Source organism: Natronorubrum halalkaliphilum (genome assembly GCF_009834785.1).
Taxonomy (GTDB): domain Archaea; phylum Halobacteriota; class Halobacteria; order Halobacteriales; family Natrialbaceae; genus Natronorubrum; species Natronorubrum halalkaliphilum.
This window is the reverse complement of the sequence record NZ_WUYX01000026.1, coordinates 141,295-168,116: the sequence shown is the minus strand read 5'-3', so window position 1 is coordinate 168,116 and position 26,822 is coordinate 141,295. Positions and strand designations below refer to the sequence as shown.

At 63.9% G+C, this 26,822-nt stretch carries 20 protein-coding genes; 11 read left to right on the top strand and 9 right to left on the bottom strand.

What is annotated here, in order from left to right; all coding sequences use genetic code 11:
• Positions 1–18: 18 nt before the first annotated feature.
• The 4 genes from GS429_RS07645 to GS429_RS07630 all read right to left on the bottom strand — a co-directional run bounded on the left by GS429_RS07645 (position 19) and on the right by GS429_RS07630 (position 4,925).
• Positions 19–2,415: a xanthine dehydrogenase family protein molybdopterin-binding subunit gene (locus tag GS429_RS07645; protein WP_160064231.1), complete on the bottom strand. Its 2,397-nt coding sequence runs from the start codon at positions 2,413–2,415 to the stop codon at positions 19–21.
• A complete protein-coding gene (locus GS429_RS07640; RefSeq protein WP_160064229.1) occupies positions 2,412–3,527 on the bottom strand; it encodes an FAD binding domain-containing protein in 1,116 nt (371 codons plus the stop codon). The genes GS429_RS07645 and GS429_RS07640 overlap by 4 nt, the downstream gene beginning before the upstream one ends.
• Positions 3,527–4,069 carry a (2Fe-2S)-binding protein gene (locus GS429_RS07635; RefSeq protein WP_160064227.1) on the bottom strand — a complete coding sequence of 181 codons (543 nt, stop codon included), beginning with the start codon at positions 4,067–4,069 and terminating at the stop codon, positions 3,527–3,529. The genes GS429_RS07640 and GS429_RS07635 overlap by 1 nt, the downstream gene beginning before the upstream one ends.
• Positions 4,070–4,310: 241 nt before the next feature.
• The gene (locus GS429_RS07630; protein WP_160064225.1) at positions 4,311–4,925 is read right to left on the bottom strand and encodes a TetR/AcrR family transcriptional regulator; all 615 of its coding nucleotides are present in this window, start codon (positions 4,923–4,925) and stop codon (positions 4,311–4,313) included.
• Between the two features lie 112 nt (positions 4,926–5,037).
• Between GS429_RS07630 and GS429_RS07625 the strand changes: the two genes are divergently transcribed.
• Both GS429_RS07625 and GS429_RS07620 read left to right on the top strand, forming a co-directional pair.
• The gene (locus GS429_RS07625) at positions 5,038–6,393 is read left to right on the top strand and encodes an amidohydrolase family protein (RefSeq protein ID WP_160064223.1); all 1,356 of its coding nucleotides are present in this window, start codon (positions 5,038–5,040) and stop codon (positions 6,391–6,393) included.
• 62 nt (positions 6,394–6,455) lie between these two features.
• Positions 6,456–7,343: a fumarylacetoacetate hydrolase family protein gene (locus GS429_RS07620; protein WP_160064221.1), complete on the top strand. Its 888-nt coding sequence runs from the start codon at positions 6,456–6,458 to the stop codon at positions 7,341–7,343.
• Between the two features lie 14 nt (positions 7,344–7,357).
• Here the strand turns inward: GS429_RS07620 and GS429_RS07615 are convergent, their stop codons facing one another.
• Positions 7,358–8,362, bottom strand: a complete 1,005-nt coding sequence (locus tag GS429_RS07615) for a TatD family hydrolase (protein ID WP_160064219.1) — start codon at positions 8,360–8,362, stop codon at positions 7,358–7,360.
• A gap of 133 nt (positions 8,363–8,495) precedes the next feature.
• On the opposite strand from GS429_RS07615, the gene GS429_RS07610 reads away from it, so the two are divergent.
• The 3 genes from GS429_RS07610 to GS429_RS07600 all read left to right on the top strand — a co-directional run bounded on the left by GS429_RS07610 (position 8,496) and on the right by GS429_RS07600 (position 10,673).
• Positions 8,496–9,542, top strand: coding sequence for a WD40/YVTN/BNR-like repeat-containing protein (locus tag GS429_RS07610; protein ID WP_160064217.1), 1,047 nt, complete (start codon positions 8,496–8,498; stop codon positions 9,540–9,542).
• Positions 9,543–9,544: 2 nt separating this feature from the next.
• A complete protein-coding gene (locus tag GS429_RS07605) occupies positions 9,545–9,934 on the top strand; it encodes a DoxX family protein (protein ID WP_160064215.1) in 390 nt (129 codons plus the stop codon).
• A 103-nt stretch (positions 9,935–10,037) separates the two neighbouring features.
• Positions 10,038–10,673, top strand: a complete 636-nt coding sequence (locus GS429_RS07600) for a hypothetical protein (protein WP_160064213.1) — start codon at positions 10,038–10,040, stop codon at positions 10,671–10,673.
• A 544-nt stretch (positions 10,674–11,217) separates the two neighbouring features.
• Here GS429_RS07600 and GS429_RS07595 read toward each other — a convergent pair.
• Entirely contained in the window at positions 11,218–11,424 is a 207-nt protein-coding gene (locus GS429_RS07595) for a hypothetical protein (protein ID WP_160064211.1), read from the bottom strand.
• A 254-nt stretch (positions 11,425–11,678) separates the two neighbouring features.
• Here GS429_RS07595 and GS429_RS07590 point away from each other — a divergent pair, with 254 nt between their 5' ends.
• The 5 genes from GS429_RS07590 (at position 11,679) to GS429_RS07570 (ending at position 21,513) form a co-directional block, all read left to right on the top strand.
• Positions 11,679–13,502, top strand: a complete 1,824-nt coding sequence (locus GS429_RS07590) for a hypothetical protein (protein ID WP_328821289.1) — start codon at positions 11,679–11,681, stop codon at positions 13,500–13,502.
• Positions 13,503–14,091: 589 nt separating this feature from the next.
• Positions 14,092–16,512, top strand: coding sequence for a PAS domain-containing sensor histidine kinase (locus GS429_RS07585; protein ID WP_160064209.1), 2,421 nt, complete (start codon positions 14,092–14,094; stop codon positions 16,510–16,512).
• Between the two features lie 206 nt (positions 16,513–16,718).
• Complete coding sequence (locus GS429_RS07580) at positions 16,719–18,290, top strand: proton-conducting transporter transmembrane domain-containing protein (protein ID WP_160064208.1); 1,572 nt, start codon at positions 16,719–16,721, stop codon at positions 18,288–18,290.
• Positions 18,287–20,056 (top strand): proton-conducting transporter transmembrane domain-containing protein, encoded by a 1,770-nt coding sequence (locus tag GS429_RS07575; RefSeq protein ID WP_160064207.1) that lies wholly within the window; start codon positions 18,287–18,289, stop codon positions 20,054–20,056. The genes GS429_RS07580 and GS429_RS07575 overlap by 4 nt, the downstream gene beginning before the upstream one ends.
• Positions 20,053–21,513, top strand: a complete 1,461-nt coding sequence (locus GS429_RS07570) for a proton-conducting transporter transmembrane domain-containing protein (protein WP_160064206.1) — start codon at positions 20,053–20,055, stop codon at positions 21,511–21,513. Before GS429_RS07575 ends, GS429_RS07570 begins: the two co-directional genes overlap by 4 nt.
• Before the next feature lie 106 nt (positions 21,514–21,619).
• Here GS429_RS07570 and GS429_RS07565 read toward each other — a convergent pair whose 3' ends face one another.
• On the bottom strand, positions 21,620–23,344 hold the full coding sequence (locus GS429_RS07565; protein ID WP_160064205.1) for a glycoside hydrolase family 15 protein: 1,725 nt from the start codon (positions 23,342–23,344) through the stop codon (positions 21,620–21,622).
• A gap of 349 nt (positions 23,345–23,693) precedes the next feature.
• On the opposite strand from GS429_RS07565, the gene GS429_RS07560 reads away from it, so the two are divergent.
• Positions 23,694–24,653 carry a DUF3179 domain-containing protein gene (locus tag GS429_RS07560; RefSeq protein WP_328821288.1) on the top strand — a complete coding sequence of 320 codons (960 nt, stop codon included), beginning with the start codon at positions 23,694–23,696 and terminating at the stop codon, positions 24,651–24,653.
• Between the two features lie 45 nt (positions 24,654–24,698).
• Here the strand turns inward: GS429_RS07560 and GS429_RS07555 are convergent, their stop codons facing one another.
• Both GS429_RS07555 and GS429_RS07550 read right to left on the bottom strand, forming a co-directional pair.
• A complete protein-coding gene (locus GS429_RS07555; protein ID WP_160064203.1) occupies positions 24,699–25,190 on the bottom strand; it encodes a peroxiredoxin family protein in 492 nt (163 codons plus the stop codon).
• 411 nt (positions 25,191–25,601) lie between these two features.
• Positions 25,602–26,432 (bottom strand): DUF547 domain-containing protein, encoded by an 831-nt coding sequence (locus tag GS429_RS07550; RefSeq protein ID WP_160064201.1) that lies wholly within the window; start codon positions 26,430–26,432, stop codon positions 25,602–25,604.
• Positions 26,433–26,822: the final 390 nt, after the last annotated feature.

Here is a 26,822-nt window from a genome sequence, read left to right as displayed (position 1 = left end):
GAACCAGGAGGCCCGACCCTACTCCTCGTTTTGGTCCGAAATCGCCCGCCAGACGTGCTCTTCAGTAAGCGGCATATCGACGTGGGTGATATCGAGCGCGTCGCAGACGGCGTTGACGACGGCCGGCGGGGCGGCGATGGTGCCGGCCTCGCCGATCCCCTTGACGCCGAGTTCGTTCAGGGGGCTCGGAGTCACGGTCGAATCGGTCTCGATCGACGGCAGGTCGGCGGCCCGCGGTACGCCGTAGCTGTCCATCGTCTCGGTCAGTAGGGTCCCGTCATCGTCGTAGGCGACCTGTTCGTAGCGCGCCTGGCCGATCCCCTGGGCGACGCCGCCGTGGACCTGTCCTTCGACGATGAGCGGGTTGACGCGCTCGCCGCAGTCGTCGACTGCGAAATACCGCTCGAGTTCCACGTCGCCGGTGTCGGGGTCGACGGCGACGACACAGGCGTGGGTCCCGAAGGTGTACGCCGCTCCGTCCAGGTCGTAGAAGGTCGTCGATTCCAGCCCCGGCTCGAGGTCGTCGGGAAGTCCCCAGCCGTACGCCGTATCGGCGATGTCCTCGAACGAAACCGTCTCGTCGGCGCCCGAGACGGCCTCGGCCGAGACGGAATCGTTCGCTCCGGAGACCGCGAACGTGCCGTCCTCGTAGCCGATCTGTGCCGAGTCGACGCCGAGTTCGGTGGCCGCGATCCGTCGCGCCTTCGCGAGTACCTTTTCGGCGCTCTCAACGACGGCGTTGCCGCCGACGATGGTCGATCGGCTCCCGAAGGTGCCTGTTCCGGTCGGAATCGCCGCCGTGTCGCCCTCGGAGACCTGAATCCGGTCGATCGGACGCTCGAGCGCGTCGGCGACGAGCTGGGCGTAGGTCGTCTCGTGGCCCTGCCCGTGGGAGTGCGTTCCGGCGTACACCGCCACGTCTCCATCGGGAAGGACGCGGACCAGTCCGCTCTCGAAGCCGCCGCCGGTGGACTCGACGTAGTTGGCGATTCCGACGCCGCGCAGTCGGCCGTCGTCGGCTCCCGTGGCGTCGGTTCGCTCGTCGTACCCGATCGCCTCGAGCGCCTTGTCCATCGCGGGCTCGTAGTCGCCCGAGTCGTAGGTCGCGCCGACGGGCGTCTCGTAGGGAAACGCCTCTGGCGAGATGAGGTTTCGACGGCGGAGTTCGACGGGGTCCAGCCCGAGTTCGTCGGCGGCGACGTCGATCAGCCGCTCGGTGACGTAGATCGCTTCGGGACGACCGGCACCGCGGTAGGAGTGGATCGGCGCCGTGGTGGTAAAGACGGCGCGGGTCTCACAGTGGATGGCGTCGATCGCGTACTGACTCGATAACAGGCGACCGTATCGGACCGGCATTCTGGCCCCGCTACCGAGCCCGTAACCACCGACGCTGGCGTACGTCTCCGCCCTGAGTCCGCGGATCGTCCCGTCGTCGTCGATTGCTAGCTCCGCCGTGGTCCGATGGTCCCGGCCGTGTGCCCCCTCGAGGTAGTTGCCGCTCCGAGTTGCCGTCCACTTCACGGGGACCTCGAGTTCGCGGGCACACCACGCCGCCATCGCCTCGCCGGGATGGTGGTGGCCCTTGTGGCCGAAGCCGCCGCCGACGCGGGGCGAGACGACCCGAACCTCTCCCTCGCGGACGCCGAGCGTGTGGGCCAGCTTTCGGCGGTGGCCGTGGGGTGACTGGCTCGTCACCGTAACGGTAAAGCCCTCGTCGGGATCGAACTCGCCGATCGCGGCCCGGGGCTCGAGGGCCGAGGAAATAAGCCGGTTGTTCTCGAGGTCGATCGACACCGTCCGGTCGGCCGCGGCGAACGCCTCCTCGGTCGCGTCGCGGTCACCGAGTTCCGCAGTCGTCGCGATGTTGTCCGGCGCGGCTTCGAAGAGCCGTGGCGCTTCCGAATCGGTTGCCGCCGTCTCGGGGTCGACCACCGCCTCAAGCGGGTCGTACTCGACGTCGACCGCCGCGGCGGCATCGCGTGCACGATACCGATCCTCGGCGACGACGACCGCGACGGGCTGACCGTGGTATCGCACGCGGTCCGTCGCCAGCACCGGATGGGCCGGAACGTCCCGGTCAAGTCCCGGCGGCTGGAGCCGACCCGGCGACGGCGAGGCCTCGACGTCGGCCCACGTGTACGCGCCGAGGACGTCGTCCATCGCCTCGGCGGCCGACGTGTCGATTTCCTCGAGGTCGGCGTGGCCGTGTTCGCTCCGAACGAACGCGAGGTGGACCGTTCCCGGCGGCTCGCGGTCGTCGGTGTACTCGGCGCGTCCGGAGAGCAACGCGGCGTCCTCCCGGCGCTTTTCGCCAGATCCCGTGTACGCGTCTGTGTCTGCGTCTTCGTCGACGGCCTCCTGATCGTGCTCCGATGGGTCGGCGGCTCCTGCGTCCGCGGACTCCGCGTCGCTCATCGCGGCTCACCTCCCTGCTGGTCGCGTCGGCCGTTCCTCCCGGAGTCGGAGTCGGGAGCGCTGTCGCCGACGGAATCCGGACCACCATCCGAGCCGGCCTCCGTACTGTCTACGGCCGCTCGAACCGCCCGTTCCACGTAGGTCGGGAGAACGCTCACGCGGTACTCTGCCGACGCGTGAACGTCGCCGCGCCGTGTTGCCTCGGGAACGTCGGCTGGCGCGTTTTCGACGGCTGCGGTCACGCGCTCGCCCACGCCCTCGGTGGTCACGTCGATCCCCTCGAGTGCCGTCTCGACGCTCGAGAGACGCAGCGCGGTGTCGGCCACGCCGTTGGCGGCGACGCGTGCCGACGCGATTACGCCGTCATCGATGCCGACGCGAACCGCGACGCCGACCATCGCGTAGCCGGACGTCGGATGCGTCTTCCGGACGTAGGCACCGCCGTTGTCGACGGTCGGTTCGTTTCTGTCGCTCCCGTTCTCTTCAGCATCGCCGCCGTTACTCCCATCCCAACCGTCGACATGTGGAATCCGGACGGCGGTAACGATCTCGTCGTCGCCGACGGCGCTCTCGAACGCGCCGGTGAGAAACTCCTCGACGGCGACCTCGCGTTCTCCGCCCGACCCGCGGATCCGGACCGACGCGTCGGCGACGAGCGCCGCGGCGGGCAGGTCCGACTCCGGATGCGCCTCCGCCAGGTTGCCGCCGACGGTGCCGCGGTTGCGAATCTGGCGATCGCCGACCGCGCGAGTCGCCTCGAGAAACGCCGGTGCGTGCTGTTCGAGGACGGAACGGCCGGCGGTGGGATCGCCTACAGACCCGCCAGCGTCGGACTCTTCATCGGCGTCGCCAGCCTCGGTGCCCGTCTCGAGCAGGGTCGCGTACGTGGTCGCCGCGCCGACGACGGTCGCCTCGGAGCCGACATCGACGCCGATCAGCTCCGGGAGTTCGCTCACGTCGACGACCGCTCCCGGCTCGGCGCGGCCGTTCTTGAGACGGGGGAGCAGCGCGTGTCCGCCCGCCAGGAGCGTCGCGTCCGGAAGCTCCGCAAGCAACGACAGCGCCTCCGAAACGCTCGAGGCGCGGTGGTAGTCGAACGACGGCGGGAACATCAGTCGTCACCCTCCGGCGCGGACCCGTCGACGGCCGCGGTCTTACCGCCGTCTCCGGCGACGGCGGCCGTCCCCTCGAGTTCGGACGCCGCCGATTCCACCGCTCGCACGATGTTCGTGTACCCCGTACACCGGCAGATGTTCCCCTTCAGCGACGCCCGAATCTCGGACGGCGTCGGGTCCGGATTCTCCCGCAGCAGGTCGGCCGCGGTCAACACCATGCCCGGCGTGCAGTAGCCACACTGCAGGCCGTGTTGCTCGTGAAACTGCTGCGTGACGACGGAGCGAACGTCGTCCTCGGTGTCGCTCGCCGCCGTCCGGACGGTCTTGCCGTCGGCCTGGACCGCAAGGACGGTACACGCCTTGACGACGTCGCCGTCGAGTTCGACCGTACAGGCCCCGCACTTGCTGGTCTCACAGCCCACCTTCGGTGCGGTAACGCCCAGGTCCTCCCGGAGTGCGTGGACGAGTAGCGTCCGCCCCTCTACCGTTAGCGTCTCCCGCTCCCCGTCGACGGTGAGCGAGATCTGGTGTTCCGACATTGAGCGATCCTTCGGCCAGGCGGACCTTGAAAGGTTCCGTGACTCGTCGCTCGGTGGTGGTTCCTCGAGAGAGTGGGAACGGTCCGCTGGCCCGCGAGCAATCCTCGTCCTCGAAAAGCCGTCGCGTTTTTGCGGGTGGTTCGAGATAGGTTGTCCGTCTCGTCAGCGCGGGAGAACCCGTTTCTCGAACGACATCGAGACGGGAAGCGTCTCATCGTGCCCCTTCGGGGCGGAGCGGTCCTCAAGCGTCCGCGTACAAGGAATCGAGAATGAACTCGTCGATGGCCCGGCGGGCCTCTTCCGGCGCGTCTTCGTGGCCCAGCGAGATTCGGCGTCCCCGAGCGGCGTGGATGACGTCCGTAATAAGTTGCCCCATTCGGTCGACGTTTACGTCACGAAACTCGCCCTGCTCGATGCCGTCCTCGACGACCTCGACGATACTGCCGCGGATCCGGTCATAGTGTTCGTTGAAGACCTTCCGGTGTTCGCCGTCGTTCTGTGCGTACGTGTACAGTTCGTGGTAGACCTTCATGCGGTCCCAGTGGGTGAACTCCTCGAACTCCGGCCCGAACAGACACTGATCGATCCGCGCGTCGAGTTCCGACCGCGGGTCCGCGTCTCCGTCCACTTCGACGCTGCCCTCGTACTGCTCGATGATGTGTTCTAAAAATGCGGACATCAGATCGTACTTTCCGTCGAAGTGGTAGTGAATGACCTGTCGCGTCAGCTCCATTTCGTCCCCGATATCGCGCATTCGGAGATCCTTGTAGCCGTGTTTGCTCAGCGCGCGAAACGTCGCCTCCATGATCACCTCCTCGGTGTCTTTGGAGGAGACTTTCTCTTGGGGGTCGCTCATACGGATACTGGGACAGAGAGATATATAACAGGACTGCTCCGAAACATATCGACGACCGAATCTTTACCGAGCGGTAAATTTTTAACCTCATGGTCAGACTTTGTTACTGGCCATGTCACAAACACTCATACAGAACGGGACGGTCGTTTCCCTCGACCCGGAGATCGGGGAACTGGACGACGCGGACGTGCTGATCGAGGACGGCGAAATCGTCGAGATCGGGCGCGGACTGTCCGCGTCGAACGCGGAGGTGATCGACGCGTCGGACCACATCGTACTGCCCGGATTCGTCGATTCGCACATCCACCTCGCACAGACCCAGGTACGGGGTATCGCCGGGGACTGGTCACTCATGGGCGAATACTTCGAGCACATGCTCGGCAACATCACCGGGCTCTACCAGCCTGAAGACATGTACCTCGGCGGCCTCTTTGGCGCCTTCGAGAAGCTCTATACGGGGACGACGACGGCCCTGGACTGGTCGTATCCCAACTCGCTCGAACACGCCGAACGGGCCGTGGACGCGCTGCAGGACACCGGACTGCGAGCGGTGTACACCTACGGCCCGGCGGGCGACGACTCGGCGAAGTGGTGGTACGAAAGCGACGTCTGCCTCCCCGAGCAGCAGATCCGCGAATTCCACTCCGAGCGGATCCGCGACGACGACCTGCTCAGTCTGGGGATCGGGCTCCGGGGGCCGGATTTCTGTACCGACGAGACCGCCTGCACCGACCTGGAACTGGCGCGGGACATCGGGGCGCTCGCGACCGTCCATATGGGGGCTACGGTGTGGCCCTCCTCGGTCTACGGCGAGGACTACCAGGGCTTTGGCTGCCTCCACGACATGCTCGGCCCGGACGTCAACGTCGCCCACGGGAATCACTTCTCCCAGGAGGACATCGACCACGCCGTCGAGCAGGGCGTCTCGTTCTCGGCGACGCCGGAGGTCGAGATGCAGATGGGCCACGGAATCCCCGTCACGGGGAAAGTACTGGAAGCCGGCGGCCGCCCGGCGTGGGGCGTCGACGTCTGTTCGAACATCAGCGGCGACATGACCAGCCAGATGCGGATCGGCCTGCAGGTCCAGCGGATGTTCGAGAACCAGGCGACGCTCGAGAACGACGAGGAGGTCACCGGCGTCAACACGACGGCTCGCGACACGCTCGAGATGGCGACAATCGAAGGGGCGAAGGCCCTGAACATGGAGGACGAAATCGGAACGCTCACGCCCGGAAAGCGGGCGGACATCGTCATGATCGACACCGACGATTTCATGACGGCTCCCTCGCACTCCCCGATCCAGACCGTCGTGTTCCAGACCGATCCATCCCACATCGACACGGTGCTCGTCGACGGAGAACCGGTCAAGCGCGACGGGGAGTTGCTCAACCCTCTCGTGCGGGAGGAGTTCGACCGGTTCGTGCAGTCCGGACGACGCTTGGTCGACGAAGCTGAGTTGGACCTGTAACCGAGCCGTCCGCCCAGCAGCGACTCCAACGATTCACCAATATCAACGATTCACTAACACACATGAGACTTGGACAATATCAGACAGCAGAAACGGAAGAGCCGTGGTGTGGCGTACGAACGGACGACGAAACCGTCGTTAACCTCTCCGAAGCCGGAGCTGCGGCCGGCGTGACTATCGGCGACCGGAGTACCGAACTGCTCGCCGAGTGGGAGTGGCAACGGAAGGCGAAACTGGCCGTCGAGTACGCCGACGAGACGAACGTCGGCACGTACGACCTCGAGGAGGTCGAACGGCTCGCGCCGATCACGGATCCGGAGAAGATCGTTTGTGTCGGCCTCAACTACCGCGACCACGCCGAGGAGGGAGACAATCCGATCCCCGACGAGCCCGTCCTCTTCTCGAAGTTTCCCACGTCGGTTACCGGTCCGGAGAGCCCCATCGCGTGGGATCCCGACCTCACTGAAAAGGTCGACTACGAGGCGGAACTCGTCGTCGTCATCGGCCGCGAGGCGCGTCGCGTCGACGAGGACGAGGCGCTCGACCACGTCGCCGGCTTCCTCGTCGGCAACGACGTGTCGGCGCGGGACCTCCAGCACGGCGACGGCCAGTGGGTCCGCGGAAAGAGCCTCGACACGTTCGCCCCGATCGGCCCGGAACTCGTCACGACGGACGAACTGGACGACCCGCACGACCTCGATATCTGGGCGGAAGTGAACGGAGAGCGACTCCAGGAGTCGACGACCGCCAACCTGATCTTCGGGATCGACGAACTCGTTTCGTTCTGCAGCCAGGCGTTTACCCTCGAGCCGGGCGACCTCATTTTCACCGGCACGCCGCCCGGCGTCGGCGTCTACCGAGAGCCGCCGGTGCTCCTCGAGGACGGCGACAGCGTGACAATCGGGATCGAAGAACTCGGCGAACTGACCAACTCCTGCGCCTTCGAATAGCTCCCGAAAAGGCGCTACTCGGCGAGTCCGAAGACCTCGCGCGGGTTTTCCAGAACGACTTTGCGAATCGCGTCTTCGTCGATTCCGTACCGATAGAGCTCGAAAATCGCCCGTTTCAGCGCGAAGGGGTCCGTTCTGAGGACGTTGGCACAATCCGTGTCGACCATGATCCGCTCCGGTCCGTACTCGTCGATGGCGTCGGCGACGTCGGCGGCGGTGACGCCGATCAACCACGAGTGGCCGATGGTGTAGCTCAGGTAGCAGTCGGTCTCGCTCATCAGGTACTCGGTGTTGTTTTCGTCGGCGTGGGAAGCCACGACCTGCCGGTCGTCCAACCCGGCGTCGCGCATCGCTTCGATATCAAGTTTCACCGCCTCGAGAGCTGGATTGTCGCCCTCGAGCACCGGCTCCTGCCCCAGCGTCGTGTTCTTCTCGTATCCGGGGATGCCCATCCCGGGGCGGTACGACCGTCCCGAATCGCCGGACTGGTTCGGCGTGTGCAAAATGACCGGGAGGTCGTGGTCGTCCGCGAGTTCCATCTGGGCCTGCACGACGGCCTGCTGGTGATCTACGTCCCAGCTACTGACGTGCTGTGATGGAGTCACGCCGGTTTCGCCGATCGCGACGACCTCGTCCAGCGCACAGTAGTCGGCCATCGCGTCAAGCAGTTCGTCCGGGTTCTCGATTCGGACGCCCGTGTGCACCCCCAACCCGAGTTTGGCCTCGAAGAAGTGGTTTCGTTCGATCGCCGCACGGCGATTGACCGCGTCGTCCCAGAGGTAGCGGATATCGTCCGCTCTGACGGGTTTGTACGGCGTCCAGTGATAGCCTGACGCGACCATCACCATGGACCGGCAGCCGGAGAGGGCGTACCGCTCGCGGTCCTCCCACGACAGTGTGTGTGCGTGATTGTGGACGTCGATCCACGGGAGGTTCAGGAGATCGGTCGGAAACTCCGTCCGTCGTTCGTCGAGGTGTGCTGCGTCCGTCGGGCGCTTGGTCGGGTGCGATGAGGTCATTGCTGAGAGTCGTATCCGAGCGAGAGGTGTCGGTTGGTATCGATCGGTCGGCTATCCGTTCGGCGTCTCCGCTTGGACGTACTGTTTTACAGCTTGGTAAAACTTTAGTATGGTGGAGAGTAACACGCAGGGTATGGCACTACTGATCGGGACAGACGACGGGCTGTACCGAGTCAAAGACGTACCGTTCGACCGCGACGAGGCGGAGCAGGTCCTGGACTGTGACGTGGTGACGGCGGTCGAGTCGTGGGACCACGCCGAGGGCGCGTTCGTCGCGTCTTCGACCGGCGCGTATCGCTCTCGAGACGGCGGCCGGACGTGGGAGGAACTGGGCGTCCCCCTCGGTGATCGCTTCTGGCACGCCGGCGAAAGCGAAGTCTGGTCGATCCTGGCGACTGCGGACGGCGCACTCTACGCCGGAACGAACGATCCCTACCTCTTCCGATCCGTCGACGACGGGGAAACCTGGTCGGAGCTGAAGGGCTTTCGCGACCTCCCGTCTCGCGGGCACTGGGAGTCCCCGATCGATCCCCACTACGCTCGGTTACGCGCACTCGAGGTCGTTCCGGGACGACCGGAGCAGTTGATCGCCGGCGTCGAAGCGGGCGGCATCCACCTCAGTTCTGACGGCGGCCAGACGTGGGTGGATCGACGCGACACCATCGTCGACGACGTCCATCAGATCCGTCCGATTTCGGAAGACGTCTGGTTGGCCACCACCGGCTACCTGGACCATAATCTCGAGAACCTGGGCCTCGGTCACGCGGTCGGCGAAGGAGGGCTCTACCGGACGACCGACGGCGGCGAGTCGTGGACCCGTCTCGACCGCGGCAACGACTTCTCGTACATCCGTTGCGTGTTCGTCCACGACGGAACCGTCTTCTTCTGTGGCGGCGAGGAGGCACCGCCGGCGTGGGTCAACGACGACCACGAGGTCGCGCTGTTCGAGTCGACGAACTTCGGCCGCGACTTCGAACGCGTTTCCTTCCCCGGAGAGCCACACGAGATCATCGAAACGTGGGCCGTCCACGACGGGGACGTTATCTGCGGTTCGGGCCTCTTCGACGTTCCCGAACAACGCGACGACGTCGAAGGACGGATCATGCGCCGGACCGACGGCGGGGAGTACGAAACCGTCGGTCGCGTCGGCGCGAACGTCAGTCGGATCGAGGTGGTGTAACGATGGCGGACGCTTCGGCAGATCCGCCGTCCGCCATCGGTCGAGCGCTGTACGGCGGGATACTGGCGTACATGGCCATCGACGGGTTCAAGAACAACGACAAGCGCGTGACAGTCGCCGAGGAGAAGGGCGTTCCGATGCCGGACGTCCTCGTTCCGTTCGTCACCGGGATGCTGTTCGTCGCCAATCTCGGAATCATCCTCTGGAAGTTCCCGCGGGCGGCCGCCGGTGCGCTCGTCGTGTTCTTCCTCGGAACGACGCCTGCGATCCACGATTTCTGGACGATGGAGGGGAAAGAGCGCCACGACAACAAGATCAACTTCCTCAAAAACGTCGCGCTCCTCGGCGGGGCGATTATTCTCCTCGACGAAGCGGCCACTCAGGACGAGTAAGACACTTCGAAACTGCCGACCGTCGCCCCACACGCGCCGACTTTCGCCCCCGTTCTTCGACCTGTGTTCATGGCCGTTCGACGCCTGCATTCGTCTCAGACCGATGCCGACACAGTGTTCCTACTGCGGTGACCCCGTTTCCGACGACGAGTACGAAAGACACCTCGATCGAGCCCACGCCGACGAACTAACGGCCATCGATAGGCGGCGCGTGAACCTCTCTTCTGGCGGATCGAAACGCCGGAATCTGGCACTCTACGCGGGTGCCAGTCTCGTACTCGCCCTATTTCTCGTCGGCTACGCCGCAGTGTTTCTTGCTCCCGGAACGGCCGCCAGTTCTGCCGCGGTCCAGCCCGACGCTGACCGTGAAATCCACGAACACGGGACGATCGACGTCCAGTACGACGAGACGGTCGTGGCGTTCGACGACCCCCAGTACGCCGAACTGGACGAGTGTTTTCACTTCCACGAGTACGATAACGGCGACGTCTGGCACACCCACTGTGAGAACGTGACGATCGAATACGCCCTCGAGACGCTCGGCATGACGATCACGGCCGAGGAGTTCGCCGTAAACGGTCAGACGTTCTCCGAGCGCGACGGCGACACGATTTCGGTCACTGTCAACGGCGGCCCAGTCGACCCACAGGCGTACGTCCTCGAGGGCGTCGAGTCCGTCGATGACGCGCAGGCTGGGGTCGGGGACCACGTCGAAATCGTCGTTAAATCGGGCGATTGACGGGTGCTGGGAGTATCGCCCGCTCACTCCCTGCGGTCGCTCGCGGTGAGTACACACGTTTTGCCCTGTACTGATCAGGGTATTCCACGAGAGTTTGATACGGATCGCTGTGACTGTTTACCACCGATCGCCAGAACGGGGTCGGCGGTCGGCGGTAATTGACTACAGTAAACCGTATGACTGCCAGGAAGGGCGGAGATTCGCCATCTTCGAGTGCGAACTTCCCGTTCTCTGGATTCGTTGACCTTCTAACACAAGTAACATGTTACCCGAATTACCCCTATCGTTCACCGACTTTATAGGAGCAGTCCGCTCCTACGATACCGTACAGATGTATTCACGAACCAATTCGCTGTGTGTCAACTGTGGGAGCACCTACGGGAGAGGAGCCACGTATCACGGCTACTACTGCCTCGACTGCCGACTGGGGCCCGGCGAAAGCCGCGGGTGATCGCTCGAGTGGAACAAAAAATAGCGGACGAGCGAACACGATCCTGATCACGCCCTCGATCCTCGAACCGGACGGTGTGGCGAGCGATTCGTACTACTGACTGTCCCGATCGTTTGACAGTGTGAACGGTTTCGTTACCTCCTGGATTGCGATATCCCAGTCGGGGATGTCGTCGTTCGACGATCGGCATTCCCAGCCACCCTCGACCGGAACCCCGTTCGTAATCGCGTCCACAATGAGCGTCTGCAGAGCCGTCTGGAACCGTGATTCGGTCGTGATGGGATCGGCTATTTTTTCCATACCGATACGAGGCCCCCCGAGCGGATAACGGTAGTGTGGCGATTCGGGCAATCTCATCCTACGGCGGCGGCGTTTCGTACTGATCGGTACATTAGAATCGGCCGTTCGTGGAACAATATCCCGCAAGAGATGCCTTCCGTCCCGTATCTTCCCGAGGCTTCGTTTCCGTTTCTTAAGCCGTCCCGGCGGAGACTGCAGTAGCCTACGCAATAGGTTCTGAGAACAGTATGTTTCAAAGATTAGCAATCGTCACAGTGGTTGTCCTCGTCGTGTTGTCCGGAGCGGGCGGGCTGGCAGCGGCCGGTACCAGCCAGGCCGGCGTCAACACACACGTCGACGATCGATGTGACGAAGGAGAAACCGTCAGCGACAGCGCGTCGTCGCTCGACGAGAACGAAGACAGCGAGCGAGACAGTAGTAGCGACCGAGACCGATCCAGTAGTGACACTCGCGAGAGTTCGAGCGAGTCCGAGCGCAGCGAGAGCGACAGCGCGAACGACAGTTCGAGCGTTCTCGACGAAAGCGAGCGCAACGAAAGCGACAGGGATAGTTCGAGCGACTCCGCGGCTGACCGCGATGGGAGCTCCGCCGACGTGAACGACCGCAACGAACAGCGCGACTCAAGCAGCGAGCGCGACGTCAGCGACATCGAGGAAAGCGACCGCAGCGCGAGCCAGTCCGAGATCGACGATACGAACGTCCAGATCGACGAAGACGAGCACGATCTCGATCGGGATGTCAGCGAGCGCGCGGAGAGCCACTCCGACCAGGACAGCACGCTCAGCGAGACCGACTCGAGTGCCAGCGAGAACGCGAGTGACTCCGAGGAACGCGACAGTTCCACCGACGAGCGTTCGAGTGATTCGAGTGCCAGCGACGTCGATCACGACGATTCCGATATCGACGTGAGCGAGCGCACCGCGAGCAGCCTCGACGAGAGCAACAGTTCGAGCAGCCTCGACGAGAGCGACCTCGATGAAAACTCGTCCGACGAGCGCGAGCGCGACGTCAGCGAGCACGACAGCGACGAGGCCGAGAGCGACTCCGAGGAAAGCGAGAGCGCCGAGCGCCACAGCGCCGACAGCGAGAGCGACTCCGAAACGGACGAACGCGACTCGAGCGACCGCGGAGAGAACGACCGCGACAGCTTCGACTTCGGTCAGAGCGACAGCGAGAGCGATTCTGAGGAGAGCGTCCAGAGCGAAAGCGAGTGGAGCGAAAACGAACGTAGCGTAAGCGAGCACACCTTCGACGAATCGGAACGTGACGCGAGCGAGAGCACCCTTACGCAGAGCGACCGCTCCGGCTCCGACGACGCCAGCGATCGCAGCGAAAGCGCCGAATCCGAGTTCGACGGCAGCCAGAGCGACCGTCAGGGTTCCGAGAGCACCAACGACGAGAGCACGAGCGACGCGAGCACGACCGATAGCGAACGGACCCACAGTGAATCCGCAAGCGACGAGAGTGCAAGCGCCAGCAGCGAATCCCAGACCGATACCCAAGAGAGCAGTCTAGACAGTACGGACAACGACAGCGACCAGCGTAGCAGCGCGAGCGAGGAGAACGAAGTTTCGAGCGACCGCAGCTACAGCGAGACCGACCAGAGCACGATCACTGACGAGAGCGACGCGAGCGAGACCGATCGCAGCGAACACAGCGAGTCCGCACTCGACACCGACAGCGAGAGCGACACCGGTACTGACACTGTCGAGATCACCGACGTCGAAAGCGAGTCCAGCAGCGAGCAGGACAGCGCTTCCGACCTGAGCGAGAGCGACCGCAGCGAGCGCAACGACGACAGTCAGAGCGAGTCCACCTTCGACGAACGCGACAGCGAAAGCGATATCGACGAACGGGAGAGCACTCGCAGCGACTCCACGACCGACTCCGAACGCGAGAGCTTCGAGAGTTCCAGTGACGAGAGCGACTTCGACGAGTCCTACGACAGCGACTGCGGCCACGACGGTTCCAGCGACAGTTCGGACAGCGACAACCGGTCGGACAGCCTCGAGCGCGACAGTCTGTCCTCGAGCATCGGCGCTGCCTTCAACAGCCTCGTGTCCGCCGTCGTGGGCTAGCGACGCCCGTATTGGCTTGTTCACCCTTTTTGTATTATCGACTACAGCGAAACATGCGAATCCCGCTTGTTGAGCATATGTAAAACACTGCAGAGGCCGTCCAGGACGCGGCTGATGCGTTTTCCAACGTGGCCGAAAACACAGCGGAAATCGACGACGGAATCCGCGAGATCAGCGACGAAACCGCTGACAAAGCAGACGGTGTCTCCGTAACCGTCGATGAGCAACGCTCTGCAATGTCGCAGGTGGCTTCCGAAGCTGGATCGCTCGTCGAGGGAGCCGAGCGACTCTATACTGTCGGACAGAAGTCACTGAGAAGTCGGTCGCGAATTCGCGGCCGTCGTCCCCGAGGACGGCCGCAGTAGCGCGACAGACCTTCGAATCGTTCTGTCCGGCAGTATAACACCTTCTTCGGAAATTCGAGGTCGACGGCGAGTCAGCCACCCAGCCATCGGCATCCGTCAGATCGAAGAAACCGGGACCGAACTGACGGCCGGCTCCGCGTAATTCGGCTCAATTTCAATTTGGCGGCTCGTACGGGAGCGGTCTGGCAGGATGTTTATCAGAGTCGAGGGTCTCTACCACGTATATGAGTGAACGGGCTGGTTCTTCCGAAACGACGTTCTGGGGAGACGCGGACGAGACCGAGGCCCTCCAGCACTATCGTACCCTCGTCGACACGATCGATGAAGGTATCTATCGGCTCGACGCCGACGGACGACTCGTTGCGGTTAACGACGCCATCACCGAGATGACCGGATACGCACGCGAGGAACTGCTCGGCGAGCACGTGTCGGTGCTTTTCGACGGCGAGAGTGCGACGATCGAACGTGAGATCGACCGTCTCCGGGCGAGTTCCGCCGACCGGGGCGAGGTACTCGATCTCACCGTGGAGGGTCCAAAAGGGGAACAGATTCGCTGTGAAGTGCGGGTGAACGTGCCCGAGGCGGGCGATACACGGGGAACGGTCGGAGTCGTTCGCGACGTCAGCGAACGCAATCGGACGGAACCGGAGGCCACCGAAGCGACCTTTCGTCGGCTGTTCGAGAACGTGCCCGGTAACTATCTCATCGTACAGCCCGGGGACTACGAAATCGTGGCCGTGAGCGATGCGTATCTGGACGCGACGATGACCGAGCGGACGGAGATCATGGGTCGGACGTTGTTCGAGATTTTTCCGAACAACCCCGACGACCCGGCCGATGGCGTCGGAAATCTGCGCGAGTCCCTCGAGAGCGTAGCGGAGACCGGGGAAACCGACGTCATGTCGGTGACGCACTATCCGATCCCCGACCGCGAGTCCGGTGGAGACGAATTCGAGGAACGGTGGTGGAGTCCGACCAATTCGCCGGTGTTTGATACGACGGGCGAAATCGATTACATCATCCACAGTGTCACGGACATCACGCCGATCGTCCAGGAACTCCAGGCGGACGACGAGCAGGAACTGCTACAGGATCCCGACGCCACGGAATCACAGCTCGAATCGGACATCGTGTTGCGCGGACAGGAACTACTCCAAGACGCAAAACGAGAGGCGTACGAACAATTGCGCGAGAGCGAAGAACGCTTTCGCGCGTTGGTCACCACCACGTCGGACGCGGTGTTCAGTGCGAACGCGGAGTGGAGCGAGATACACAGTCTGGAAGGGGCGGATATCCTCGCCGACACCGACGAACAAGGTCGGTCGTGGATCACAAAACACGTCCCTCCCGAAGATCAGCCACGCGTTCAGGAGGCCATCGATGAAGCCGTTCGGACGAAAAGTAGCTTCGAACTGGAACACCGTATCGTTCGCGAAGACGGTACGGTGTCCTGGATCGTCTCGCGTGCCACACCGCTTCTGGACGCGGACGGCGAGATCACTCGATGGTTAGGCGCGGCGAACGACGTAACCGAACGGGTCGAACGCGAGCGCTATCTCGAGGATGCAAAGGAGCGATTGGAGGCGGCGACCGAAGCCGGCGCTATCGGAACGTGGGAGTGGCATATTCCCGACGATCGAATTTACACGGGTCCGTCGTTTGCCAAGACGTTCGGGATCGATCCCGACGCAACCGATGAGGGCGTATCGGTCGAGCAGTTCATCTCAGCCATTCACGAGGACGACCGCGATCGGGTTCAACGGAAGGTGGAGGGCGCGATCGAATCGGGAGAAGAGTATGAAGAAGAGTACCGCGTTTGGGACGCCGACGGCGAACTCAGGTGGGTCGTTGCGCGCGGTCACGTCGAGTACGACGATGACGGAAATCCGGTGACGTTCCCCGGCGCACTGACCGACATCACCGAGCGAAAGCAGTTCGAGCGACGGCTCGAGAAATCCAACGAGCGCCTCGAACAGTTCGCGTACGCCGCCTCGCACGACCTGCAAGAGCCCCTGCGGATGGTCACGAGCTATCTCCGGTTGATCGAACGCCGCTACGCGGACGACCTCGACGAAGACGGCGAGGAGTTCATCGACTTCGCCGTCGACGGCGCCGAACGAATGCGCGACATGATCGAGGGATTGCTCGAGTATTCACGGGTCGAAACGCGCGGCGATCCCTTCGAGACGGTCGACCTGAACAGCGTGCTCGAGGACGTTCTGGCGGATCTCCAAGTGGTGCTCGAGGAGAGCGATGCAGAGATCACGACCGAGTCGCTGCCGCGCGTCGAAGGGGACCCGGGGCAGTTACGACAGGTGTTCCAGAACCTGCTTTCCAACGCGCTCGAGTACAGTGGCGACGACTCGCCACGGGTGGATATTTCGGCCGATCGGACCGGTTCGAAGGTAATTGTCTCAGTTGCAGATGAGGGGATCGGTATCGAGCCGGACGACGGCGAGCGCGTCTTCGAGGTCTTCCAGAGCCTGCACGCGAACGACGAGCACTCGGGAACGGGAATCGGTCTCGCGCTCTGTAAGCGCATCGTCGAGCGCCACGATGGCGACATCTGGGTCGATTCCGAACCCGGCGAGGGATCGACGTTCTCGTTTACGCTGCCCGTCGAGGGAGAGCACACAGAGGAGTAGGTCGTCACCGAGAAACGAATAGACGTCCCGTTGGGCGGACACGATTCAGGTGCAAACACGTCGTGACCGTCGGGGGATCGGTTGCACTCCGGCCGTCTCCCCATTGGTGTTCCAGCACCAGAACAACCGGGTAGTACGTCGATATCGACGAATCGAAGCGACACCGATTCGACTGACACGGTTCGATAGCTGCCACCTTCGCTCGCATGACCGAGGTTCACTCACTCCGTCCGTTGGCGGCCGTCCTCGTCGCGTTCGTCGCGATGTGCGTCGTCGTCGCAGGCCGACGATGGCCGGCGGTGCGCGACGGGACTCCTATTGTGGCAGGTGCGCTCACCTTTCTGCTAGTCTGTAGCATGGTTCCAGACGCACACGGCGGGCAGGTGCACACGACGAACCTCGGCACCCTCGTTGCCGGCGTCGACCTCGAGTTCCAGGCGGATCCGCTCGGGATGCTTTTCGCCCTCGTCGCGAGCGGTCTCTGGGTAGTCACGGCGATCTACAGCGTCGGGTACGCTCGCGGGACCGGACTGGACCACCGAACGCGGTACACTGCGGCGCTCTGTCTCAGTATCGGCTCAGGAATCGGCGTCGCGTTCGCGTCGAATCTCCTCGTTCTGGTCGTCTTCTACGAACTGACGACCGTCGGCACCTACCCCTTGGTCGCTCACAAGGGGAGCGAACGTGCGCGACGCGTCGCCTACGAGTACGCGATCTACGTCATCATCGGCGGAACGCTGGTTGTCGGTGGCGCGGTGATCACCTACGTGTTCGCCGGCACAATCGCGTTCGAGCCCGGCGGAATCGACGCCCTCGCGACCGCCGCGACCGAGTATCCCGAGTGGACGACGGTCGCCGCCCTCTCGTTGCTGGCCGGCTTCGCCGTCAAGGGTGCGGTGATGCCACTGCACGCGTGGCTCCCCAAGGCGATGGTCGCCCCGACGACCGTCTCCGGCGTTCTTCACGCAGTCGTCGTGGTGAAATCGGGCGTCTTCGGCATCGCCCGGACGGTACTCGAGGTGTTCGGTCCGGAGACGACCGCCGAACTGGGAATCGCGCTCCCGCTTGCGGTCGTGGCAGGGGCGACGATTCTCCTCGCAAGCGTACTCGCGCTCGAACAGGACGACCTCAAGCGCCGGCTCGCGTACTCGACGGTGGCGAACCTGTCGTACGTCGTTCTCGGCGTCGCCCTGCTGGTTCCGGCGGCGGTCGTCGGGGGACTCGTCCACATCGCGGCACACGCGGTCGCCAAGCTGGCGCTGTTCTTCTGCGTGGGTGCACTCGCCGTCGAAACGGACGTCAAACGCGTCTCCGACGTCGCCGGCGTCGGACATCGGATGCCGCTGACGATGGGCGTGTTCGCGCTGTCCGCGTGCTCGCTCGCGGGCATCCCGCTTCTCGCCGGCTTCGCCAGCAAGTGGTATCTCCTCCTCGGCGGCGCCGACGTCTCAGCGGTAGTCCCGGCGCTGTTCGTCGTCTCCGGCGCGCTGAACGTCGCGTACTTCTGGCCGATCGTCTACGGCGCGTTCTTCGAGTCTCCGGCGACCGCCGATCCGAAACCGCTGGTGACCGGTCCGCTCGGGGGGAGCAGCGACGAACCCGCCAGGGCATTCGCGGGGTGGCACCCGATCGGCACGGAGACGCGCCCGACGATCCTCGTCTCGCTCGCGGTGCTCGTGGTTCTCGTGATCGCACTCGGCGTCCGACCGGACGTGCTGGCCGTCTTCGACCTCGCCGCGCAGACCGCGGAAAACGCATTCGGGGTGAGTCACGCGTGATCGAGACGCTGCAAGCAGTCCCACCCGCCGTCGCCTTCCTCTTCGCCGCGCTGGTCGCCCTCTTCGGCGGGCGAGCGGCCGGCACGGCAGCCGGCGTACTCGCCGGCGGCTACGTCACTTGGTGGACGCTCTCGGTTCCCGCAGGACGCTACGGCTCCGTGACGTTCCTCGAGTTCGCCGTGATCCCGGTCGCGGTCGACCCCGCCAGTCGCGTGACGGGGCTCGCGTTCGGGGCCTTCGCCATCGTCGCGATCGGGTACCTGTCGGCGACCGGCGGCGACAGGGGCCATCTTACGGCCGCGCTCGCGTACGCCGGTGCGGCCCTCTGGAGCGTTTTCGCGGGGGACTGGCTCGGGTTGTTCATCGGCTGGGAGCTGATGGCGCTCACGAGCACGGTACTCGTCTGGCTCCACGGCGGCGACGCCGTCCGGATCGGCTTCCGGTACGCCCTCGTCCACGCTATCGGCGGAACGGTGCTGGCCGCCGGGCTCGCGCTGCACGCCGCGACGCTCGGCGTCGATCCGACCGTCTTCCACCACGGCGAGGCGATCAGTGCCGGTCTGCCGGCGCTCGCCGTCGGACTCGGGATCGGCGTCAACGCTGCCGTCTTCGGCGTCCACGTCTGGCTGCCGGACACGTACGCGAGTCCCCACGTCGGTACGTCGGTGGTCCTCTCGGCGTACACGACGAAGCTCGCGGTGTACGCCGCCTATCGCGCGTTCCCCGACGGGAACATCGTGCTCGCGTACGTCGGCGGCGCGATGGCGGTGATCGGCGCGAGCTACGCGCTGGCACAGAAGGACGCCCGGCGGTTGCTCGCCTATCACATCCAGGCCCAGGTCGGGTACATTCTCGCCGGTATCGGCGTCGGTTCGTCGCTCGGTCTGGCCGGTGCGGTCGCCCACCTGTTCAACAACGTCCTGTTCAAGGGGCTGCTGTTCATGGTCGCCGGACTCATCGTCCTCCGTGGCGGGACGGGCCGCCTCCACGAAGCGCGGACGATCGGGAAACGAACCCCGATCCTCGCGGTCGCCTTCCTCGTCGCGGCAGCGTCGATAAGCGGCGTCCCCGGAACCAACGGCTTCGTGAGCAAGGGGATGGTGCTTGAGGCGGCCCTCGAGGCGGGGCATGAACCGCTTCGGTGGCTCCTTCTCGCCGGTGCGGTCGGTACCTTCGTCTCGTTTTGCAAGTTCGGATACTACGCCTTCCGTCGCGGCCCGGGACCCGTCCGCGATCCGACGACCATCTCCCAGCGACTCGTGATGGTGCCAGTCGCCGTCGCCTGTGTCGCTCTGGGGCTCTGGTACGGGCCGTTCTTCAGTCTGTTACCTGCCAGCGGCGAGTGGTCGGTACCGCTGTACGCCCGCGGGAAACTCCTCGAGACCACTCTCCTGTTGATCACGGGAGCCGTCGTCTTCGGACTCGGTCGGCCCGTTCTGGGTCGGCTTGACGGCGGCGTCGACGTCGACGCCGTGCGCGATCCGCTCGTGTTCGAAACGACAAAAACCGCCGTCGCCGTGGTCGAAACGACCTTCCGGACGGCGGCGAGGATCGAACAGGGTGCAAGACGACACCTCCTCGAGACGCTCACCGATCCCGCCGAGCAGGTGACGCGGTGGCTCCCGGCGAAGTTCGCCCGCGGGTACCGGACGCGGCAAGCCGAGGTCGCCAGCACCATCGGGTTCACGGCCAGCGTTCGGCTCCGGGCGATCGTACTCGCCGGCTGTCTGCTCGTCGCGCTCGTCCTGGGGGTGACCGCCAGATGAGCCTCGTCGGCCCCCTAACCGCAGGCGTCGTCGTCCTCCCTGCCGTCGGTGCGCTCGCCGTCTTTCTCACTGGAGACCGCAGCGAACGGCGGTACTGGCGGATCACCACACTCACGCTCTCGCTGACGACGCTGTTGGCGATCGCACTGGCCGTACTTCTCGACCTCGGTGGCCCGACCGTTTACCGACCGCTCGAGGCCCCTATTGGGATCACGTTCAGCTTAGACGTGCTGTCGGTGACGGTCGGGCTTCTCGACGTGGTGCTCAAACTCGGAATCCTCTGTTACACCCGGACTGCGGGGCCACACGACGGGGCGTTCCACGTCTCGTTCCTGCTGTTTACCACCGGGGTCTTCGGCGTCGTCTTCTCGGGCGACTTGGTTCTCACCGGCGGCTTCCTGCTGGTATTGATCGTCGCAACGACGCGACTGATCGCCTGCAGCGACAAGCCCGGCTCTCGTGACACCGCTCGGGGCTACCGACGGACGGCCTCTCTCGGTGTGACGGCGTACGTCGTCGGGGTCGTTCTCGCGGCGTGGCTCGGCGGTACGACCGATCACGAGCGCCTCGCAGCGGAGTTGGCTACGACGGGATACGCAGAACCAGCGACCATCGTTGCGTTTGTGTTCATGACTATCGGGTTAGGATTGCTCGCTGCGTTGATCCCGCTTCACGGGTGGCTCATCGAGGCCCACGCCAAGGCGGACGACCCCGTTAGCGCGCTCGTCTCGGGGGTACTCCCCGCCGCTGCGGTGTACGCACTCGTCCGAGTCCTCTACGACGTGTTCACCGTCGAGTTCCTCGCCGCCAATCCCACGATCGCCAGCGGAATGATCAACGGTGCGCTCGTGAGCTTGTTGCTCGGAAGTCTCCTCGCCTTCGGACAGCGCAACATCAAGGGCGTCCTCGCGTACTCGACGGTGTCACAATTCGGTCTCGTCTTCGCCGGCCTGCTTGTCGCCAACGAAACGGCCATCTTCGGTTCGGTAATCCAGCTGTTCGGCCACGGAATCGTGAAGGGTGCGTTCTGTATCGTCGCCGGAATCATCGCTATCCGGTTCGACGCCCGCACGATCGACGAGTACGACGGACTGGCGGATCGTGCACCCGTCGTCTCGGTCGTCTTCGCCGGCCTCGGGATCGCCCTCATCGGGCTTCCGCCGACGGTCGGGTTCGTCGGCAAGTGGTATATCGCCGTCGGGGCCTTCGCCGACGGGTTCTGGCTCGTCGCCCTCTTCGTCATCGTTTCGACGGTCCTGACGATCGGATACGTGGTCCCGTTTCTCAGCCGGATCTACTTCGGCTCGTTCGAGGGCACCGACCACGGGCGGGCCGTTGTGACCACCCTCATGATTGCGGCAATCGTCATTGCCGTCGTCCTCTCGGTCGCCGTCGGCCTCGCGTCGGTCTTCCTCGAGTCGTTGTTCCGGGAAGCCATCGAACAACTGGTCAGTTAGGGTGTGAGAAAAGCATACATATGGCTTGCTAATCATCACTGATCGGCAGCGAGCGCCGCACGTTGTGCCTCCGATACTGGCTCAATCGCCACTCGAGTGACGAGTATCACGAGTGATGGGAGGACGTGTCGATCTCTTCCGCGATGAGTCCGAGCGGATTCAGGTACTCGAGCAGCGTTTCGAACTGCTGCCGAGCGTCCTCCGCGCGTCCAGAGAGCGCGAGCGCGTCGACGAGCCAACACGAACAGAGGACGAAGGCCCCCTCGTCTCCCGGGAGTCCGTCCTCGCCGTCGTACCGCTGGACGAACACGTCGTCTTCGACCAGTCGATCCCGTATCGCCGCTATCGTCCCCTGGATCCGTTCGTCGTCGAAGGGAAGGAAGCCGACGATCGGGAGCAACAGTCCCGTCGCGTCGAGGGCGTCCGTCCCGTAGGCCTGAACGAAGGCCCCGATATCGTCGTCGAAGCCGTTCTCGAGAACGTCGTTCTTGATGCGCTCGCGAGTCTCGTGCCAGGACTCGATCGGGGCGTCGTGGTCGCCGTCGGTCGCGATCGCAATCGCTCTGTCGAGTGCGACCCAGCAAAGCACCTTCGAGTACACGAAGTGGTTGTCTCCCCCGCGAACCTCCCAGATTCCCGCGTCCGGCTGGTCCCAGATCTCGCGAACGTAGTCCACGATATCTCGAACCCGCGTCCACTCGTCGTCCGTCAGTTCGCGCCCGTGCCGGCGCATCTCGTCGACGGCCAGCAGCAGTTCGCCGTAGATATCGTGCTGGCGTTGCTTGGCCGCCTCGTTTCCGATTCGAACCGGACGGGATCCCCGATACCCCTCGAAGTGATCGAGTTCTCGCTCGGTAAGCTCCGCCTCGCCGTGGAGCCCGTACAGCGGCTGAATCGCCGCCAGATCGTCGGCCTTGCAGAGGTCCATGAACCAGTCGAAGTAGGCGTTCGCTTCGTCGGCGGTGTCGAGGTTCATCATCGCCTGAACGGTGAACCCGGTATCTCGAAGCCAGTTGAACCGGTAATCCCAGTTCCGAACGTCGCCGATGTCCTCGGGCAACGAGGTGGCCGGTGCAGCGGCTATCGCCCCGGTCTCGGCGTGCGTGAGGAGTTTGAGGACGAGTTGCGAGCGGACGACCTGGTCGTGCCAGGGTCCCTCGAACGTACAGTCGCTCCCAGGGTCGCAGTTGTGGGCCCAGTCGGTCCAGTACTCGATCGTCTCCGCCAGGGCGGCGTCCGGATCCGTACTCGCGTGTTCCGCGCCAGTACACCGAAGGAGGAACCACTCCGTTTCGCCCGCTTCGATCGACAGTTCGCCGGTACCGTGGCCGTCCTCGACCGCGAGGGGAACCGGGCTCTCGAGCAGCGTTCGTTCCTCGTCGCCTTCGGCGAGAACGCCCTCCTCGAGTGATTCGACACTCGCTTCCGCCCGTCCGTAATCGAACCGCGGATCGAATTCGACCGCGAGATCGACGGATCCAGCCGTACACTCGAGCTTTCGGTACAGAACCGTCTTCGGATGAGTAGTGTGGCCGGCCGGCGGCATGAAGTCCGTCATCGTCGCCGTCCCAGCAGCCGCGTGAAACGTCGTCTCGAGGACGTTCGTGTCGTCGACGTACTGTCGGTCAGTTTCGAACGCGCTCACCGGAGCGATCCGAAACCGTCCGCCCGAATCGGCGTCGAGGATTGAGGCGAAGATGCTCGGCGATTCGAGATGGGGGAACGGAAACCAGTCGACCGACCCGTTCGGCGCGATGAGTGCACACGTCTCGAGATTGCCGACGACGCCGTAGTCCTCGATCGGTATATAGCGACTCGCACGCTTATTCATCGAACTCACCTGCAAGCTGGAGCAGGACCCGAAACCCAACACGGTCGCGCGGTGAGCGGTACCACATACCGAATCTTTCGTGGTCGAATAGCAAAAAGACGCATCCCCGTTGGAATTCGGTGTCGGTGAGCCGAATACTGCTCGAGGCCGTCCGCTCGTCCGACTCGTCCGCTTCACACCGCGTTCCCGACGCCGCGTCGGTCGAAACCAGTACTTATCAGCTCTACTATTGCGTGGCTGCAGTGGACGGCTCCCTCGCCGAACTCGCTGACGAGGGTCGCACGAGTACGCATTCCGTCTCCTCGTCAGTGGCGAGAGTATTATGAGCGCGTATTCAGATTTATCTTCCGTGAACATCCGACAGGTCCTTCCGAAAGATGCGATCCCGAGCATCGATTCACCGACGTTCGGAACCGACTACTTCGGCGACGGCGAAGACGACGTGATCGTCGTCGACGGATCGCCGCCGAAGGCGTACCCGATTCGGATCCTCGAGTACCACGAAATTGTCAACGACGTCTGGGAGCGAGACGGCGGTGCGGTACCGATCGCCGTCACGTGGTGTCCGCTCTGTGGAAGCGCGGTCGTCTACGAACGGCGGATCGACGGCGAGACGCTCACGTTCGGCGTCAGTGGAAAACTCGCCGACGACGACCTGGTGATGTACGATCGGGAGACCAACGCCGAGTGGAAGCAGTCCACCGGCGCGTGTCTCGACGGTCGATACGAGGGACGACGGTTGACCGTCCGGCCGAGCGCGATGCTGACCTGGGAAACCTTCCGCGAACGCCACCCCGACGGGATCGTCCTCCAGCCCCTCGAGGACGCACGGAGCGAAGCGGCGAGCGACGACGAGACGCCGGAACCGATCGACTACGCCGATCGACCGTACGCCGGCTACTTCGATAGCGACGGCTTCGGGCTGGCCGCCCACCGCGGGAGCGACGACGCCCGCTCCTGGGATCGAGACGATCTCGAGCCCAAAACGGTCGTGTTAGGACTCGAGGTAGATGGCGAGGCGGTGGGCTTCCCGTTACCGCGGGTGGCCGATGCGGGCGGCGTCGTTCACGAAACGATCGCCGAGACCGATATCGTCGTCTTCGCGACCGACGACGGAATCCACGCGTTCGAGAATCCGGGCTACGAGTTCGAGCCGACAACTACGGGACGGTTTCGGGCCGATTCGACGACGTGGAACGGTGCGACGGGAACGGCGACCGACGGGCGGCAACTCTCTCGACTCCCGGCGCGGCGGCTCTTTGCCTTCGCCTGGCAGGACGATCACGGTTCGGACTCGTTTTTCGAGTAGCGCGTCTTCCGGTCGATGCGAGCGTCTGATTCGTTTCACTGGCGCTCACGCCGATCGCAGTTCGTCTAGCTCAGCCAATAGCTCGTCGATGTCGGGCCGATCGAACGTCGAGCGACCGCGGTGGGTGGCGGCGACCACCGGCTCGTCACCGCGACGATCGACGATGACGGCCGCGGGCATCCGACCGAAGAAATCGCTGAACGCGCCGAGAATCCCGAACCGGACGGGTTGATCGTAGTCGTCGCCGACCGACGCATCGGGGTCTGCAAGCAGCGGATACGGAAGCTCGTACCGGGACTGCCACTCTTCGACGCGATCGCCTGGCTCCGGAACGATCGAGACGACTTCCGCGTCCCGCTCGTGAAACGCCTCGATGCGATCTGCAAGGTCTTGCACCTGACTGCGGCAGTTCGTACAGTAGTGATCGCGCTGGAAGAACAGGACGACGAACGCGACGTCGTCGTCGAGTTCGGAGAGCGTAAACGGGTCCGGACCCGCCGCGACGTTCGTGAGCGAAAAATCTGAAACCCTACTCATGGGTGACCTAGGCTCTTGGTAGTGCAAAACCGTTCGGCTGCTGTGTACGGTGCATTCACATCCGACGAGTCAATCGGACACCGACAGAAATCCCTCCGGCGAAGCGACGGTGGGTACCGGTACCAGTATCAGTAGCATCGGACACGCCGATACGTCGCTCAATGTTCCGAGTCACGAATCTCGTCGTAGTACTCCTCGGTCGACTACTCGCCCTCGATATATGCGACGGCCCACTCGGGCTCGAGAAAGACCATAAAATCGGTGTTCCCCGAGTTACCGAGAGCAGTCGGCATCGCACGGTGATCGGAGTTCCGATCGTAAATTGGAGTTGGGAGTTGTGTTCCATATACAGTTCTGGAGCCGTTTTGGTTACCGTACAGGTCCGGTGTTGTCCGCCTGGTTCCGCGACCGCTACCACCCGAACCGTCGGGGCGTCTTTTCCCAGTCGTACGATACAAACCGCAGCGACGGCGACGATTCCGGCAGGATTTGGTCGAACTCCCGGAGAAAGCGGCGGATACCCGACCGACCGCCGAAATCTCCGACGAACCACAGACAGAGTCGCGGAACGCGAACGCGACCGCGTTCGGCGTCGTACTCGACGTGTTCGTCGAGATACGCGTGCGTCGACTCGTCGAGTTGGTCGTCGATCGAGTCGGGTTCGTACGCTAAAATCGCCGGACAGCTCGCGGCTCCACAGTTGAGCGCGAAATGAATCCTGGGATCGGCCTCGAGGCGGTACGTCTTGTTCAGTCCGGTTCGCTCGAGGCGCGGCAGGTACCCGAGTCCGTACTTCGAGCGACTGCCGCGGAGGATCCCGTGTTCGATGTCGTCGAGGCTGAGAGCCGTGCCGGCGATCGTAATCGCATTTGCGCGGAAAAATCGAACGCGCGATTCGAACAGCGCCGGTCGCCGATCGAGCAACAGCTGTGTCGCCGCATTGTAGACGTTGAGCCAGAACGCGAGTCCCGCCTGTCGGTCGGTCCGGACGGTCTCGAGGTCTGAAGCGTCGGCTTCCGCGAGGGCGTTCAGATACGGCGTGGGTGCGTTGCGACGCTTGACGGACTCGAGCAGCCGATACGCAGCGGTCGTCGGATCGAGAGACGATACGGTCTCGCCGCTCGACGCGTCGCGGAAGGTTTCGTCGGCGGCGTCCACGGACGACGGAGACCAGGGAGAAGCGGCGGTCGATTCGTCGCTGCGATCCGTATCCCGCGGCGCTTCGTCCGACGAATCGGCCATACGTACGCTGGGTTGGGACGATACAAAATCGTTGTGCGGTTGGGTGCGATCGCCGCAAGGGTGGATTGGCGTCCTAGTTGCCGACTCCGAACGACCACTAGGACGCGACGATCCCCGTCCACCACCACGATGAGCGCGAGTTGACTGGGTCGAGCAGCCACCCAGAGCGTCCAGAGTCTCGGAAACCGATCGGCAATCGACGAGTCAGCGGTCGACTGATCGGTGTTCGAGATGGTCACGGGTCCCCTTTGCGTTGGCTGACAGTAGCCCTGTTGATGTTCCTCGTCGCCGATTCGTGACGCCGGTGAGCAGATTCCCAAACGGATAACGAGCCCCGGATTGGTCACTGACAGCCGTCCCCGTCGGATTTCTCCGTGCCAGTCGAGATCG